The sequence below is a fragment of the Lelliottia amnigena genome (genome assembly GCF_019047465.1).
GTDB lineage: Bacteria > Pseudomonadota > Gammaproteobacteria > Enterobacterales > Enterobacteriaceae > Enterobacter > Enterobacter amnigenus.
Map to the genome: position 1 here is coordinate 121,702 of NZ_CP077236.1, position 17,467 is coordinate 139,168.

Below are 17,467 nucleotides of genomic sequence, written 5' to 3' on the forward strand. Positions count from 1 at the left end.
TAAAACAAAAAGCCCGGCAATGCCGGGCTTTTTTACACGCTAAATAAGTGACTTAATCGCTTCCGAAAAGATCGCGTGTATACACTTTATCCGCGACGTCTGCTAACTCCTCCGCCATACGGTTAGAGATAATGACATCGGCTTCTTTTTTGAAGGCATCCAGATCACGGATGACGCGCGAGTGGAAGAATTCATCTTCTTTCATCGCCGGTTCATAAATAATGACCTGAACGCCTTTTGCCTTAATACGCTTCATAATCCCTTGAATTGAAGAGGCGCGGAAGTTATCCGAACCACTCTTCATAATCAGGCGATAAACCCCAACGACTTTAGGCTGTCGCGCCAGAATAGAGTCAGAGATAAAATCTTTACGCGTACGGTTAGCATCAACAATCGCTGAAATCAGATTGTTTGGCACCGCCTGATAGTTCGCCAGCAACTGTTTGGTATCTTTTGGCAGGCAGTAACCGCCATAGCCGAAGGAAGGGTTGTTATAGTGATTGCCGATGCGAGGATCCAGGCAGACCCCTTCGATGATCTGACGGGTGTTTAGTCCCAGGCTTTCCGCATAGCTATCCAGCTCGTTGAAGTACGCCACGCGCATCGCCAGATAGGTATTAGCGAACAGTTTTATCGCCTCGGCTTCTGTCGCATCTGTGAAGAGCACATCAATGTTTTTCTTAATAGCCCCTTCCTGCAATAGCGCTGCAAAACGCTCGGCACGTTCAGAACGTTCACCAATGACAATGCGCGATGGATGCAGATTGTCGTACAACGCTTTGCCTTCACGCAAAAACTCGGGTGAGAAGATGACGTTATCAATGCCTAATTTTTCCTTGATGGACTGGGTAAAGCCCACTGGAATGGTCGATTTGATAATCATCACGGCATTAGGGTTAATCGCAGTCACATCGTTGATGACGGCTTCTACGCTGGACGTGTTGAAGTAGTTTGTCTTTGCATCGTAATCAGTTGGCGTAGCGATAATCACATAATCTGCGCCGCGGTATGCGTCTTCTTTATCGGTCGTAGCGCGGAAATTAAGCGGTTTATTCGCCAGATAATCCTCGATCTCTTTGTCAACAATAGGAGAGATCTTCTGGTTAAGCATATCCACTTTAGCCTGCACGATATCCAATGCGACCACTTCATGGTTCTGCGCGATCAAAATACCGTTAGAAAGACCAACATAGCCTGTACCGGAGATTGTAATTTTCATTCTTTCAACTTCTTCAAGTATGAGTTTCAGGAGGCATTAACAGCACCGCCACAATAAACAACTGTTGAGGTTTTTACCTCTTATGTTTATCTGCTGTCAAGGCAAAGCCCTTTGAATTAATGTGTGAAAAAACAGCATTCTGTTTTGAGAAAATGCAGTGAAAGGGGATAACGCAGCGAAATAAGGGCATTAACGCCATAAAAAAGCCCGGAAATTATCACCGGGCTATGCTTTGGGACTCAATTAAATCAGATTAATCCAGCCATTCGGTGTGGAACACACCTTCTTTGTCAGTGCGTTTGTATGTGTGCGCACCGAAGTAGTCACGCTGCGCCTGAATCAAGTTGGCTGGCAGCACGGCTGAACGATAGCTATCGTAATAGGCAACAGCTGCAGAGAAGGTCGGAACAGGAATGCCGTTCTGAATCGCATAGGCAACAACATCACGCAGCGCTTGCTGATAGTCATCAGCGATCTTTTTGAAGTACGGAGCCAGCAACAAGTTGGCGATATTCGCATTTTCCGCATAAGCATCGGTGATTTTCTGCAGGAACTGGGCACGAATGATGCAGCCCGCACGGAAGATCTTCGCGATCTCACCGTAATTCAGATCCCAGTTGTTCTCATCGGAAGCGGCACGCAATTGTGAGAAGCCCTGAGCATAAGAAACCAATTTGCCCAGATACAGTGCGCGACGGACTTTCTCGATGAATTCAGCTTTATCACCAGCAGGCTTCGCCTGCGGGCCAGACAGCACTTTAGATGCTGCAACACGCTGCTCTTTCAAGGAAGAGATATAGCGTGCGAACACGGATTCAGTAATCAGAGACAGTGGCTCACCGAGATCCAGAGAGCTCTGGCTGGTCCATTTACCGGTACCTTTGTTAGCAGCTTCATCCAGGATAACGTCAACCAGGTAGATTCCGTCTTCGTCCTTCTTAGTGAAGATGTCTTTGGTGATATCGATCAGGTAGCTGCTTAGCTCGCCATTGTTCCACTCAGTGAACGTCTGCGCTAGCTCTTCGTTAGAAAGATTCAGGCCGCCTTTCAACAGAGCATAGGCTTCTGCAATCAGCTGCATGTCGCCGTATTCAATGCCGTTATGGACCATTTTAACGTAATGACCCGCACCGTCTGGACCAATGTAGGTTACGCACGGTTCGCCATCTTCCGCGACAGCAGCGATTTTCGTCAGGATTGGCGCAACTAATTCATACGCTTCTTTCTGACCGCCAGGCATGATGGATGGGCCCTTCAGAGCGCCCTCTTCGCCACCGGACACACCCGTACCGATGAAGTTGAAGCCTTCAGCAGACAGTTCGCGATTACGACGGATAGTGTCGTGGAAGAAGGTATTACCGCCATCAATAATGATGTCGCCTTTATCCAGGTACGGCTTCAGGGAATCGATAGCAGCATCAGTGCCAGCGCCTGCTTTCACCATTAACAGGATACGACGTGGTGTTTCCAGGGATTCAACAAATTCCTGGACCGTGTAAAAAGGAACAAGCTTCTTGCCCGGATTTTCAGCGATGACTTCTTCGGTTTTATCGCGGGAGCGGTTGAAAACGGAGACGGTATAACCGCGGCTTTCGATGTTGAGCGCCAGGTTGCGCCCCATCACTGCCATACCGACAACGCCGATCTGTTGCTTGGACATTACATACTCCTGTCAGGTGTGGTCACCGCGACTTATGCGCGGCTTGAATGTATCTTTGATGTTAACTCAGGTTCATACAGCGTGGGTAGCTGAAGATGCTTGGATCATTATCAGAATGTACTTTTATAGAAGACCGAGTCAGTGAGGAGTCAGAAGAGAGGCATAAAGCGCTTTTGTTTTGGTATACATCGCTTCGAATGTAAAATTTGCTTTATAACGCGCATAACCGGCTGCTCCGAATTGTTCACGGAGGTTAGGATTTTCAATCAAATATCGTATTTTATCTTTAAGCATCCTTACATCACCGCGCTTGATAAGGAAACCCGTTTCATTATTAATGATTGATTCAGAAGAACCGCCCACATCAGAGGCAATGACAGAAATGCCAGCACGCATTGCTTCGAGAATACTTCTCGGGAAACCTTCCCAGTTAGATATGAGAAGAAAAACATCGCTATTACTTAAAAGCTGCGCGACATCATGACGCTCACCCAGAAATTCGATTCGCTTAAGTATACCAAGTTGCGCAGCCAGCTGTTGGTAGTGTTCCAACAATGGTCCTTTGCCAACTAATTGTAGCCGCCAATCCAGATCGGTTAATTCAGATAAAGCGAGAAACATAGTTTTATGATCTTTTTGCTCTGAAAAACGTGCAACTGAAATCATATTGACAGTTTTACCATCAGCCCGAATTTTGTCTGTAGGATTTAAATCCAATTCTGGCATACCGTTGTGTATGACGACCTGTTTCTCATTTGAAGCCACATTATATTTAAGGGCTAATTCTTTATCTTGTTTCGAAACAGTAATTATTTTCTTCGCCAACGGCGCCATCATTCTCTCAATGAATACATAAAACTTTTGCTGTTTTTTCCCTACACCATTCGCAAAAGCCCAGCCATGAGCAGTGAATATTACAGGCACTTTCGTAAACGCCGCAGCAAGACGTCCGACAATGCCTGCTTTTGATGAGTGCAGTGATATCAAATTCGGTTTCAATTCTTTAATTAAAGATCGTATTGACAGTATGGCCTTAAAATCTTTAATAGGATCTATATTTCGCACTAACGTTGGAACAATATGGACGGGAATATTTCTGCTAGTTAACTCAGAAACCAATGCACCCTCTTCCCCAACAATTACCTCGACGTCACATCCATCTTTAATCAGACGAGTAGATAGATCACGAATGTGAATCTGTGCCCCACCGATTTCATCGGCTTTAGTTATAACAAACAATACCTTCATTACTTCCTCATTACTTCAGTAATTACATTTTATTATTGAGTAATAAATATTGGTGCCAAATAGATATTTCTAATTGCAAAATATAAGCTAACTGCAACCAATGACAAAATGGATATGTGTCTCTTATAGACAGAATTTATACCCGAAACCCAAAAGTAGAAACAAACCCATCCTAACTCAAATAACCGGCTAGCTAAAGTTGGGATAAATGAAGCCGGAACTGAAATCATAAAAGCAGCAAAGGAAATAATGAAGCACCTTTTTTGAAAAGCATTTAATTGATCAAATGTAAACATTCCAATTAGCAATGGTAAAAATAGACCAATAAATCTTACAGATATGAAATTAAAGGTTTCTTCATCCGCTCGGCTAGCATAAACCTGTAACATGGTAATATGATTTAGGAGCAAGTCCTTCGTAAAAAAGAGAAGTAATCCGGTTGCAAATGCGTACATGAAGATGACAGGTATATTTATCTTATTTTTTGTAAGCCAGTCATTCGGTATCAAAAAAGCGATAAGGAAAAAAAGCATGGAATAATGAAACATTACAGAAATGGCAAATGAAAGTAATGAAACATAAAATTTATTATTAGATTTATAATATAAACTCAACAATACAATACTAACAGCTAAAGCAACTCTTATTTGGGTCATCTCATGAAGTAATCCCATACTTAGGATATAAATTACTGTCATAAGCATGGCATCTCTTGCTTTGAAAAATAAATACTCTTTTATTAAAAGTGAGATAAATGCCAAAAAGAACAACATTACATAAATGTTGGCGTGAAATATATTATGGAATATATACGACACACCAACAAAACCCAACTCATAGCGCGTATCCGAATATGAAAATCCACTACTTAAACTATCATAAAAATTTGAATATGATAAAAAATCGCTATCTTGACCTAACACTCGCATACCGATGAAAATCGATACTGTTGTTAGAAATATAAAAATAAGATAGGACTTAAAATATTTTTCGGCCAAAATTTGTCTCCTAAAAAATGCAGAAAGACAGCTATTTATTAAAAAACTTTAACTGTCGTTGCACGAAAATTTTATTTTAGGAAGGAATGTCTTTTCAAAATACCATCTTTGATACCTTTAAGCATGTGCATTGCTCTAGACTTCCTAGGTGCTATGTTTGAAAAAATCAAAAACTTAATTGGCATCATTACCAGAAGTTTTAATTTATATCTTAATTCAAACTGTGGCTCGCGAAGAGAAAAAATCCAGTTACGATAGACAAAATAAAGCCTGAATGGAGAACCTACATTGATAGACTTTCCTGCAAGTAAGCTTACATCCTTTGCTCCCAGGTTATGTTTCATTGCAACGCGTGTTGTCATTAAGACATGGTAGCCGAGATATCGGGCACGATAGCACCACTCGATGTCTATTGAATCAATGAACCATTCTGCTTTATTAAATCCGATAGCTGAAAAAACATCAATGTTATAAAGAGAACCCGAGGATATTATGGATTTCACACTAAAAGTTGCTTCATCTATTTTCGTGCTGTTTTTAAAGTATTTTTCGTAACGTACATTATTCCTTTCATTAATAACCGAAGGACCAATACATGCTATCTTTACCGATGTGTTTTGCTGGATAGAATGATATTCTTCGTATAACGCCTTAACTAATCCATGTTCTACAGATGAATCTTGATCAAACGTAATAACATAGTTTGCACCCGTCTTTAATGCATGTACAAAACCTATGTTCTGAGCGTAGGCGATTCCCAGGTTTTCTTTAGGCTGAATAAGGTCAACTTTTTCGACGGTGCTCAAATACTCTTTCAACTCATTCTGGATGGTTGCATCATTACTATTATCGACAACGATGACCTTTTGCACCTGCTCTTGAATTGAAAGCAAATTTTTACTAAAAGAGTCCAATGAAGGATTAAATGTTATAATTATTGCATAAATGTTCAACTTTGACTCCATGTATAGCATTTTTTTCTAAATATAAACATGAGTAATGATGCAAGTGATTCAGTAATTAATACTGATAACGCAGCACCTATAGCCCCATAATAATGTACAAGTATAGGCATATGGATCAAATGTAGTATTGAGACAACAAAGTAAATCTTCCTAAGAAGCCTTGTTTTACCTTGCGTCAAATAAAGATTTTGGGCATATGTTATCCCGAAGGATATTGATATAATGCTTATTGACAAAATATAATAAATTGGTAACCCAGCAATGTATTGCTTCCCTAAGAATATATTGTATATGAGTTCACTAAATCCCAATAAGCCAATAACAATACAGATAGCGATTGAAACGATTATGAATGTTGATTTAAGCCAAAGCTTATAAAATTCAGCGCCACTTTTTTTCGATACTCTTGGGAAAAACGCCTGCGCCACAGGAGAGAGAAAGCCCTGAGCCGCTGATTTCAATTTATCCGCACTTGAATAATAACCCGTTTCTGTTGGTCCTCGGGTTGAGCCAAGATATATGAGCGTTAATGTGCTATAAATATTTGTAAATACGTTCGATATAAAGATATCGAACCCACTTTTAAAACGTTCATAAACATCAGCGCGCGACATTTGATTTATAAATTTATAACCAAGATGCATGCGCAAATATATTAATGATAATATATTTGGCAATGCTACATTTAATGAATAAGCCATCATTGCAATGTAAATATCGCTCTTTGTTCTCACAAATAAAACGACGATTAGGATTGATATAATTCTTGTTATGGCTGTTGATATAACGATAAAACCTGTTCTTTCCTTTCCTATGAAAAAATGCGTCTGATTAAATACAGAACTCAGCACAGCAATCAATAAAATAAGATAACACCCAGCATAACCATAGTCTGTTAAAAAATAATAAGAACATGCAATAAATACGGAACTTGCTAAAAATATAAGACTTCTACAAACTAAAATTTCACCGAGTATTTTAGTTTCTTCTTTTTTCTCAGTTGTTCGAGAAATATCTCGAGCTCCCGTTAATGTGAAACCATACTCAATCAGCATAATAAGATATTGTTGGCCAGCTAAAAAAAGCGAGAGGATGCCGAACTGAGTAACACCAAGACTTCGTGTTATGATTGGAAGTGTAATGAAGGGGAAGAGATACAGACTTCCTCTTACCATAAAAAGATGTACTATAGATTTGATGGGCACATCGTTAAAGGATTTAAACATATTAATTCATCAAGGAATTATAGCCCACAAGAAAATCTTGTGGGTTTATTTATAAAGGACTAGTAAGTTATAAAACTTGGCTGTTCCGCATCTTTCGGAGAAAGTCGTGGCTCCATATCCAGAGGCCATTCAATTTTCAGCGTAGCGTCATTCCATTTAAGCCCACGATCGCTTTCAGGATGATAGTAATTAGTTGTTTTATAGACGAATTCGGCCACTTCACTTGTGACCAGAAAACCATGGGCAAAGCCTTCAGGTATCCAAAGTTGACGTTTGTTTTCTGCTGAGAGGAAGGCTCCAACCCACTTACCGTATGTTGGAGAAGATTTGCGAATATCAACTGCAACATCAAATACTTCACCAACGACACAACGTACTAACTTTCCTTGTTCATAGGGCGCCAATTGATAGTGTAACCCTCGAAGGACACCTTTAGTTGACTTTGAATGGTTGTCCTGAACGAATTCAATCTTGCGTTTTACTGCCTCTTCGAAAGTTTGATGATTAAAGCTTTCAAAGAAAAACCCGCGTTCATCTCCAAATACCTTGGGTTCAAAAATGAGCACATCAGGAATTTCAGTTTTAATTACTTTCATTACTTAATAACCTTTGATCATCTTTAGAAGATATTGCCCATACGCATTTTTTTTCAGGGGCTCGGCTAATTTCTTCACTTGCTCCGCATCTATAAATCCTTTGCGATAAGCAATTTCTTCTGGGCAAGATACTTTTAATCCCTGACGCTCTTCGATAGTTGCAATAAAATTACTTGCTTCGATCATGCTTTGATGCGTACCAGTATCTAGCCAGGCGTACCCACGCCCCATCATAGCGACGGACATTCTCCCCTGTTCCATGTAGATACGGTTAATATCAGTAATTTCTAACTCACCACGTGCAGAGGGTTTAAGTTGTTTAGCCATTTCCACAACATCATTATCGTAGAAATAAAGCCCAGTTACAGCATAATTGCTTTTTGGTTCAAGTGGCTTTTCTTCAAGACTAACTGCTGTGCCATTCTTATCAAATTCAACAACACCATAACGTTCAGGATCATTAACGTGGTAAGCAAATACGGTTGCTCCTGCATCTTTATTCAGGGCTGCTTCAAGCTGTTTTGGTAAATCATGACCATAGAAAATATTGTCGCCCAGTACAAGCGCACAACTATCTTCACCAATAAATTCCTCACCAATAATAAAAGCTTGTGCCAGTCCATCGGGGCTTGCCTGGACTTTATATTGTAGATTCAAGCCCCACTGGCTTCCGTCGCCAAGCAATTGTTCAAATCGCGGTGTATCTTGAGGCGTACTGATGATAAGAATGTCTTTGATACCAGCCAACATTAGCGTGGACAATGGGTAATAGATCATTGGTTTATCATAAATCGGTAATAACTGTTTACTCACAGCCATGGTTACCGGATATAGACGAGTGCCAGAACCACCAGCAAGAATAATACCTTTACGCGTTGTCATCATTTTTCTCTATCAATACAGAATGACCCTATTAGGTCATTCATTATTAGAAGTTTTGAGCAGTAAAAAGCTCTGCAAGCATTCGCTTCACGCCAACTTCCCAGGAGGGCAGCACCAGGCCAAAGTTGCGTTGAAATTTCCCGGTGTTCAAACGGGAGTTAAGCGGACGTTGGGCGGGAGTCACATAAGCTGAAGTAGGGACCGCATGCAATTTCTCAATGATCAGTTCGATTCCCGCTGCGCGGGCTTCTTCAAATACTAATGCCGCAAAGTCATGCCAGGTTGTCGTATTGGATGCAACAAGATGGTACAGCCCAGCAACTTCGGGATTAACCAATGCGGTGCGAATAGCGTGTGCAGTACAATCCGCCAGGAGCTCTGCTCCTGTTGGGGCACCGAACTGATCGCTAATAACTGACAGCTCGCTGCGTTCTTTTGCAAGACGTAGCATAGTCTTCGCGAAGTTGTTACCTTTACCGGCATATACCCAACTTGTGCGGAAAATCAGATGTTTCGCACAATATTTTTGTAGGGCTATCTCACCGTCTAATTTTGTACGTCCGTAAACGTTTAAAGGCCCGGTTTCATCCGTTTCCTGCCATGGCGTTTCACCATTGCCTGGGAAAACATAATCGGTTGAATAGTGCACTATCCAAGCTCCGATCGCGGCAGCCTCTTTTGCCAGCACTTCTACACTCGTTGCATTCAATAGTTGAGCAAACTCAGGTTCAGACTCTGCTCTATCAACGGCAGTATGCGCGGCCGCATTGACGATAACATCAGGTTTGATTGCGCGAATGGTCTGTGCGATTCCTTCCGGATTACTGAAATCACCGCAATAATCTTTTGAATGAATATCAAGAGCAATGAGGTTGCCGAGTGGGGCCAGCGCACGCTGCAGTTCCCAGCCCACCTGCCCTGTCTTACCGAAAAGCAGAATATTCATTACTCGCGTTCTCCGTAATTCTTCTCAATCCAGCTTTTGTAGGCACCACTTTTAACATTGTTTACCCAGTCTTGATTGCTGAGATACCATTCAACCGTTTTACGAATTCCGCTCTCAAAAGTTTCTTCTGGCTTCCAGCCTAATTCTTTGCCAATTTTGTGAGCATCAATGGCATAGCGGCGATCGTGGCCAGGACGATCTGTGACATAAGTGATTTGCTCACGGTATGACCCTTCTTTAGGTACGATCTCATCAAGCAGATCGCAGATTGTGTGCACAACATCCAGGTTCTGCTTCTCATTATGGCCACCAATGTTATAGGTTTCACCCGGTTGGCCTTCTGTCACAACAGAGTAAAGCGCACGTGCGTGATCTTCGACATACAGCCAGTCACGAATCTGATCACCTTTGCCGTAAATTGGCAAAGCTTTACCGTCCAATGCATTAAGAATAACAAGCGGGATCAGTTTTTCCGGGAAATGGTAAGGGCCATAGTTGTTGGAGCAGTTCGTGACAATTGTCGGGAATCCGTAGGTACGCATCCAGGCACGTACCAGATGATCGCTTGATGCTTTCGATGCAGAATATGGGCTGCTGGGTGCGTAAGCCGTTGTTTCGGTAAAAAGAGGCAGCTCAGATGATGCCTGATGCTCATCAGGATGTGGCAAATCACCATACACCTCATCTGTGGAAATATGGTGGAAACGGAATGATTTTTTCGCATCGTCAGTAAGACCTGACCAATATGCGCGAGCCGCTTCCAGCAAAACGTAAGTGCCCACAATATTCGTTTCAATGAATGCTGCGGGTCCGGTAATGGAACGATCTACGTGGCTTTCTGCTGCGAGATGCATTACCGCATCAGGTTTATGGATGGCAAAAACACGCTCCATTGCGGTCTTATCACAAATATCGGCTTGTTCAAACGCATAGCGTTCGCTATCACTGACTTCTGCAAGTGACTCCAGGTTACCGGCATATGTCAATTTATCCACATTGACTACATCGTCCTGGGTATTTTTAATGATATGTCGCACAACTGCGGAACCGATAAAACCGGCACCACCAGTAACAAGAATTTTCACGTTTGCTGTTCCGTTTAATGGATATATCGAAATAATGAGACTCTGATTCTCAGCCTTGTTGAGACTGCAACAGAAAAATGAACGCTACCGCCCCTGGCTTAACAGCTACCAGTGCACTGAAGGCATTATAAAATGTGTATTTCCAGGTTCGTTTCTGGGCAATGCATGTCACTGGACTACCGGAAAAGGTGTTAATTGTCGTCCTAATTGACTGCAGAAACAAGTATAAACTTTTTACGAATAGTATAAAAATGGCTCGTATAAGCTACTGTTTTAATGGAAGTAAAAAAATAGCAGCAACTGCCTTTCTTGAGAAAAAATCGACTCAGAATGACAGGTTGCCGCTACTGTAGAACAGATTACAAACAGAATAACTGATCAATCATTAGTAAGTAATTTCTGGATGCTGTTACGGAACTTCTGTCCTTCCTTCAGATTGCGCAGGCCGTAGTTCACAAATGCTTGCATATAGCCCATTTTCTTACCGCAATCATAGCTGTCGCCGGTCATTAGCATCGCATCAACGGACTGTTTCTTCGCCAGTTGAGCGATTGCATCCGTCAACTGGACACGACCCCATGCGCCTGGCTCGGTGTTTTCAAGCTCTGCCCAGATATCCGCGTTCAAAACATAACGCCCTACTGCCATCAGATCGGAATCCAGCGTCTGCGGCTGATCGGGTTTTTCAATAAACTCAACGATACGGCTGACCTGCCCTTCAGAATCCAGCGGTTCTTTAGTCTGGATGACAGAGTACTCAGAAAGGTCACCTTTCATGCGTTTTGCCAGCACCTGACTACGACCAGTCTCGTTAAAACGTGCCACCATCGCGGCCAGGTTGTAACGCAGTGGATCAGCAGAAGCATTGTCCAGAATGATATCTGGCAGTACAACGATGAATGGGTTATCACCAACTACTGGACGAGCACAAAGGATAGAGTGTCCCAGACCCAGAGGCTGTGCCTGACGAACGTTCATGATGGTCACGCCTGGCGGGCAGATAGACTGCACTTCGGCCAGTAGCTGACGCTTAACGCGCAGCTCAAGCAGCGCTTCAAGCTCGTAAGACGTATCAAAGTGGTTTTCGACCGCATTCTTAGAGGAATGGGTTACCAGAACGATTTCTTTGATCCCTGCAGCAACAATCTCATCAACGATGTACTGAATCATCGGCTTGTCGACGATCGGTAGCATCTCTTTTGGAATCGCTTTTGTGGCTGGCAGCATATGCATGCCTAAGCCCGCTACCGGAATGACTGCTTTCAAATTAATCATTGTTACTTCCACCTTAAAATGGTTGACGAATTATAGACTCAAACAGGAAAACAGCCTAGTTAATGAGGTCTGATAAATGTCGCATGCGAATCACATTGTTAATTGAGTAAGAGCTACTTAGCCTTATTAAACGTAAGATTAGATCCAGAATAATCGGAATCCTGCTCTGTGACCGCTTTTCCTTACCTTTTTCCGAGAAATCGCACTTAGCCAATGCCTACTCAGAGACAAAAGTCACATCGTCTTTTTGCTCATTGACAAACTCATGCTTTAAAGTGCGATCGAGGCCTTCCGAAAGTGAATACGGTGCTGTAAAGCCAGAGCTATGAACTTTGCTGGCATCAAACTGAGTCGTCGCACAGAACTTCTTCACGCGGACAGCGCTGATTGCGTATTTTTTGCCAGTGACTTTGCTTAACAGATCAAAACAGTATCCACCCAACATGCCAAGTGCATAAGGAAGATGGACAGAAGGGATTTTTTTATTCAGACTTTTCTCAACTTCAGAGACAAGTTGGTTCATGTTCAGATCAGGTTTGTCAACGTAATTGTAAACATCATAGCCAGGCTTAATATTTATCAGCCTAAACTTGATGAAATCGACGATATTACCCACGTAAGCCATTGATTTAAAATTAGTACCCGCCCCAACCATCGCAAATTTCCCGCCTGCAATCTGCTTAAGCAAATTGTAAACATTGCCACGGTTACGTTCGCCAAAAATAACCGTCGGACGAATAATGGTCAGGGAGTTTTCCTGCGGCGCTTTATTGAACCATTCGCGCAGAACTTCTTCCGCCTGCCATTTACTTTTGCCGTAATGATTGAAGGGATCGTGTGGGTGCGTTTCGTCTGGATTGACTTTGTTCAAACCATAGACCGCTACCGAACTGGTGAAAATAATGTTCTTTACACCATTTTTTTCCATCGCGGCGAGAACATTGCGCGTACCCTGAACATTCACGTCATAGTAGAGCGAGGTCGGGCTCACATCATCACGATGTTCAGCCGCAAGCAGTACAACAGTACTGAATCCTGCCAAAGCCTGATCAAGTTGTTCTTGATGTCTTACATCACCCAACACTGTGATATCTGGGTAAAAGTAGCTTTGTTGCTTATCTAAGTTTGTGACTTCAAAATCACTCTGCGTAATCTCAATCAGTCGGGTGCCAACAAATCCAGATGCGCCAATAAATAAAACTTTATCCTTCATAAATCACTCATTGAGTTAAGTTGAGAGCATCCCCTGGTCATCGTTAGGAATCTTCCATGAGGTGCCGCGCATAGACGAAATTGCGATGCGAAATACTGGCCGGGATTATAGACCCTAACTTCAGTGTATTCAGTAACAAAATTTAAGGGGCGCAGTTTCCCCTGTCCATTCCTGGAACAACGCAGGGATCATCTCCCTTTGGCCGGGAGGGAGAAGTTTAGTTTTTCAACGTTCACCACCTGCTGATCAACCCTATCAATATCGACCGAACTTTGCCCCTTTTCATTCACGGCTTTGATGTTTGCCAGCGACAGCAGGGTTTCGTCCTTAGCCATAAATTTGCCACGAACATCTTTGCGCAGGTCAAAGTTCATCTTCAGCGCAGGGCCGATAGCCGCCTCCTGCATGACATTGATATTTCGCAAAAAGAGATGCTGGGGCTTGTTATGAAGTTCAAGCGTTGCGCGTTTCATTTCAAGGTTGGTGATGGCGACAAACGACGTCGCATTGCCGGATGAGATCTGAATGCCGCGCAGTTTATAATCAAGCTGGCTGTTATCGAGTCGAATGTCATTGAGCTTAAAGTTTTGAGGTATCGACAAATAGTCGCCTTTAATCACCCCGTAACCAATTAACATTCCTGCACTATTAACCATGTCGACATTATCAATAACGAAATTATCGCATCCGTAAATAGCCACCGTAGCGTTATCGATTCCCGCCTTTTTACTGAAGTCAGGGGTGATATTTTTCGCTTTTACATTGCGGATAATAAAATGTTTACCGTTTTCGACATGCACGAGTTGTCGACAGTTGCTTCCCGTAATGTTCGCGACGACAAAGTTTTTGACGGTTTGCTTCTCAGGGTAATCATTGTCATAGGTGCTTCCCGCCAGGCCGATTCCAATACCCCAGTTAATCTTGCCATTCGTACAGTTAATGTTGTCGATAACATGGTCAGAAATCAGAATATTGCGGTCGTTGATGGCCACGTTCCACTCAATGGCATCGCCCTGCAGATGGCTGAAGCGACTGTTCGTTATGCGCGCGCCGTCCACCTGATTGTGGAAGCCTTGTCGCAAAATCGCGTAGTTCGCCTGCGTAACGGTAATATTGTCGATCAGCAGATTACGCATCACTCTGGGCTTTTTACCGCCAATGTAGATTTGCGTAACCGGCCCAAAGCCGCTCATCGCCAGCCCCTGGATAACGCAATCAGAGCCGCGCACGTCCAGGGTTATATTTTCGGTGCGCCCTTTCCCTTCGCCGATCACTTTGCTGCCTTCCTGAAGGACGAAACGCCCGCGTCCATTGCCGGTCAGCGCACCGCGAATCAGCAGCGTTTTGCCATCGGGAATAAAAATACCGGTGTTAATATTTTCGCAGGTTAATCCGGCAGGAACGATAACCGTATCGCTCTCTGAGAAAGCCTGCTTAAAAGAGGCAATCCAGTCTTTAGGATTGTACTGGCTGATATTGACCGCCCCGCTGCCAGCAGCGCGCGCCACGCGAGAATGGAGTAGCGGCGCGGCGGCCAGCAGCGTACAAGACGTAACAAAGGTGCGTCGGGTGAGTTTTTTCAGCATATTTCCTCGGCGTTAAAGCGTGTGTAACAGGCTCGCTAACTGACGATTAATTACCTGCTGATTGAATTCGGCTTCGACTTTCTGTCGCGCATTACGCAGGACAGGAACCAGCTCCTGCTGCTCGATGTGGCTAAAGGCGGCCAGCCTGTCCGCTAGCGCGAGCGCGTTATTTTCGGGTACCAGCCAGCCGGAATGGCCCGGTTCGATAAGTTCCGGGATCCCGCTGTGTACGGTCGATACCACCGGGATTCCTACCGCCATCGCCTCCATCAGCGCGACGGGGATACCTTCCATGTCGCCATCCGCACCGGTCACCGACGGAAGTAAAAATACGTCGGCGTCATCGAGCATGGCTTTCACTTCGTGGCTGGGCTTAAAACCCGGCATCTCGACGTAGCCTTCAAGCTGATATTGTTCGATAAGCGTGCGCAGGCGTCGTTCCCACGGGCCAATCCCGAGAATGCGATAGTGGAAATCCACGCCACGGGCTTTGAGCTGACGACAGGCTTCAATGGCGACGTGCAGCCCTTTTTTCTCGGTCAGACGCGCAACGGAGATAATTTGCAGTGGCTTGCCGGGTACTTTTACCGCGCGCTGCGTAAAGCGTTCCATGTCTACGCCCATCCGCGATACGGTAATTTTCTCACCGGGACAGCCCATGTTTTTCAACCGACCCGCCCACAGGTCGCTGATCGGCAGCATCATATCGCCGCGACGGAACAGCTGCTGATATTCAGGCGTGTAATGGTTAAGCACTTCCCGGCTGGAGATATCAATCCCGTGGAAAATAGTCGCAATTTTACCGTCAATCACCCCAAGTTCGCGGAGTTTCGCAGCGGTAACGCCCGCTGGACCGAAATGGGCGATAAAGACGTCTGCGTGATACGGCTTAGTTGTCTGACCGCAAATCGACGACAGAATCAAATTGCGCGATTCAGAACCGTAACGGGAAATATTCAGCGCTTTCCAGGTGGACGCTCGAAAGGATCCGCGCAGCGTCTGGCTCGCACGGTAGCGCAGTTTCGCCAGTCGCCCCTGGGGTTCATGCTGCAACCAGCGTGTTTTTGCTTCCAGCCCATATTCCGTCCAGGCTGCGTGCGTGTTTTGCGTATCGCCCTTTTGCAGGGCGATAATTTCCACGTCATATCCCATATCGATAAACGCGGTGATTTGGTTTAACACAAACGTCTCTGACGACAGCGGAAACTTCAGTAAAAAGAAACCAACCTTCATTTCCCCTCCCCGATGCGGTCGAGCACGGATTTCACCATTCCGATTCCGTTTTCACGTTCGGCTTTAACGGCCACCGCAAGACGTTCGTTGATGGCAGGGAGTTGTCCCAGCGTATCGCCCACCATCGCCCCAAGCGAGCCGTCGAGCAGATGGCGAATATCCACCGCCATCTCCGGCATCCCCAGCTGCTGCATGATGCCCGCTGATTTGTGTTCGTAATTGATCGCAATGGCTGGCGTACCAAAATTCATCGAAATAATCGCAGAGTGCAAACGCGTGCCGACAGTCAGGTCGCAGGCAGAAAGGAGTTTACCCATTTCCAGATCGTTCAGTTCATCCATCACCACGTGATAACGCGACGGATCGTTAACGAGATGACGCAGATTCAACGCCACCATGCGGTCATCTTTGTTGTAACTGTCAATTCCCGTACACGTCGACAGCGCCAGCACCTGATAGCCGCTATCGAGCACGCGATTCACCACCTCTGCAAAGGCTTTCTCATATGCAGCCTGAGTGGTCCCCAGACGCTTATCAAACGGTGCCAGTTCGCGCAGCGTAATGGCGACAGTTTTCTGCTGTCCAACCACGTTCAGCCAGTGCTGAACCGCATAGCTCGGCTCAAAATTCTGAACCTGATGATCCACCAGCCAGGCGGTATCCACGCCGTGCTCCACCTTTGAGGTGTCGATATCGCTGCGTTTCATCAGGTCGAGGCTGACAGACTCGCGCAGAATCAGCGCATCGCAATGGCCAAAGACATAATTTGCCAGCTGGTTGAACTGCGGATTCTGGAACGGCCCCACGCTGTGACCAATCATATACAGCGGTTTTTTCGCCATAAAAGTACACAGCGCGTGCTCAAACTGCGGCACACCGTACAGATCAACAAAGAACGACCCGCCGACCTGAATAATCGCGTCATAGCCCGACAGCAGACGGACAAAATCAGTAAAGCCCTGGGCGATAGCGATATTGCGCAGCTTGCCGGTATCGGTCACACGCGAGAGCAACACCTGGTGCTGATAACGACGGCGCAGCACTTTCTTCACACGGCCCATCACACCTGCCGCGCTGTTATGTTCTTTCATCTGGCTGTAGAGCGGATCACCCATCACCGGGCGGTTAAGCAACCACGATGAGCTCACCGGATAGCGGCTCATCACATCAACGTCGGTCTCTGGCGCAAGTATGTTAATGGCATCCAGCAACCCGCGTAAAATGGCGCTATCGCCACGGTTGCCACAAGTATGATTGCCAAGAATCAGTAATTTCATAATGACCTCTTAAAGGGGTTCTGGATCCATGGGGTGCGGCGCAGTGCCCTCACCCCGG

General features: G+C 44.6%; 15 protein-coding genes. All 15 read right to left on the reverse strand.

Annotated features, from left to right (window positions below):
- Window positions 1–52: 52 nt before the first annotated feature.
- Entirely contained in the window at window positions 53–1,219 is a 1,167-nt protein-coding gene (ugd, locus tag I6L74_RS00605; RefSeq protein WP_059179562.1) for a UDP-glucose 6-dehydrogenase, read from the reverse strand.
- A gap of 253 nt (window positions 1,220–1,472) precedes the next feature.
- On the reverse strand, window positions 1,473–2,879 hold the full coding sequence (gene gnd, locus I6L74_RS00610; RefSeq protein WP_059179561.1) for an NADP-dependent phosphogluconate dehydrogenase: 1,407 nt from the start codon (window positions 2,877–2,879) through the stop codon (window positions 1,473–1,475).
- 138 nt (window positions 2,880–3,017) lie between these two features.
- Window positions 3,018–4,127, reverse strand: coding sequence for a glycosyltransferase family 4 protein (locus I6L74_RS00615; protein WP_059179560.1), 1,110 nt, complete (start codon window positions 4,125–4,127; stop codon window positions 3,018–3,020).
- Between the two features lie 32 nt (window positions 4,128–4,159).
- Complete coding sequence (locus I6L74_RS00620) at window positions 4,160–5,125, reverse strand: EpsG family protein (protein ID WP_059179559.1); 966 nt, start codon at window positions 5,123–5,125, stop codon at window positions 4,160–4,162.
- Between the two features lie 71 nt (window positions 5,126–5,196).
- Entirely contained in the window at window positions 5,197–6,078 is an 882-nt protein-coding gene (locus tag I6L74_RS00625; protein WP_059179558.1) for a glycosyltransferase family 2 protein, read from the reverse strand.
- Window positions 6,075–7,316 (reverse strand): flippase, encoded by a 1,242-nt coding sequence (locus tag I6L74_RS00630; protein ID WP_059179557.1) that lies wholly within the window; start codon window positions 7,314–7,316, stop codon window positions 6,075–6,077. Before I6L74_RS00630 ends, I6L74_RS00625 begins: the two co-directional genes overlap by 4 nt.
- Window positions 7,317–7,375: 59 nt before the next feature.
- On the reverse strand, window positions 7,376–7,912 hold the full coding sequence (gene rfbC, locus I6L74_RS00635; protein ID WP_059179556.1) for a dTDP-4-dehydrorhamnose 3,5-epimerase: 537 nt from the start codon (window positions 7,910–7,912) through the stop codon (window positions 7,376–7,378).
- 3 nt (window positions 7,913–7,915) lie between these two features.
- Window positions 7,916–8,794, reverse strand: a complete 879-nt coding sequence (rfbA, locus tag I6L74_RS00640) for a glucose-1-phosphate thymidylyltransferase RfbA (protein ID WP_059179802.1) — start codon at window positions 8,792–8,794, stop codon at window positions 7,916–7,918.
- Between the two features lie 46 nt (window positions 8,795–8,840).
- Entirely contained in the window at window positions 8,841–9,740 is a 900-nt protein-coding gene (gene rfbD / locus I6L74_RS00645) for a dTDP-4-dehydrorhamnose reductase (protein WP_059179555.1), read from the reverse strand.
- Window positions 9,740–10,825, reverse strand: a complete 1,086-nt coding sequence (gene rfbB / locus I6L74_RS00650) for a dTDP-glucose 4,6-dehydratase (protein WP_059179554.1) — start codon at window positions 10,823–10,825, stop codon at window positions 9,740–9,742. Before rfbB ends, rfbD begins: the two co-directional genes overlap by 1 nt.
- A 378-nt stretch (window positions 10,826–11,203) precedes the next feature.
- Entirely contained in the window at window positions 11,204–12,100 is an 897-nt protein-coding gene (gene galF, locus I6L74_RS00655) for a GalU regulator GalF (RefSeq protein ID WP_059179553.1), read from the reverse strand.
- Between the two features lie 217 nt (window positions 12,101–12,317).
- The gene (locus tag I6L74_RS00660; protein ID WP_059179552.1) at window positions 12,318–13,313 is read right to left on the reverse strand and encodes an NAD-dependent epimerase/dehydratase family protein; all 996 of its coding nucleotides are present in this window, start codon (window positions 13,311–13,313) and stop codon (window positions 12,318–12,320) included.
- A 188-nt stretch (window positions 13,314–13,501) separates the two neighbouring features.
- On the reverse strand, window positions 13,502–14,899 hold the full coding sequence (wcaM, locus tag I6L74_RS00665; protein ID WP_059179551.1) for a colanic acid biosynthesis protein WcaM: 1,398 nt from the start codon (window positions 14,897–14,899) through the stop codon (window positions 13,502–13,504).
- A 12-nt stretch (window positions 14,900–14,911) separates the two neighbouring features.
- Window positions 14,912–16,132, reverse strand: a complete 1,221-nt coding sequence (wcaL, locus tag I6L74_RS00670; RefSeq protein ID WP_059179550.1) for a colanic acid biosynthesis glycosyltransferase WcaL — start codon at window positions 16,130–16,132, stop codon at window positions 14,912–14,914.
- Window positions 16,129–17,409 (reverse strand): colanic acid biosynthesis pyruvyl transferase WcaK, encoded by a 1,281-nt coding sequence (wcaK, locus tag I6L74_RS00675; protein ID WP_059179549.1) that lies wholly within the window; start codon window positions 17,407–17,409, stop codon window positions 16,129–16,131. Before wcaK ends, wcaL begins: the two co-directional genes overlap by 4 nt.
- Between the last annotated feature and the right edge of the window lie 58 nt (window positions 17,410–17,467).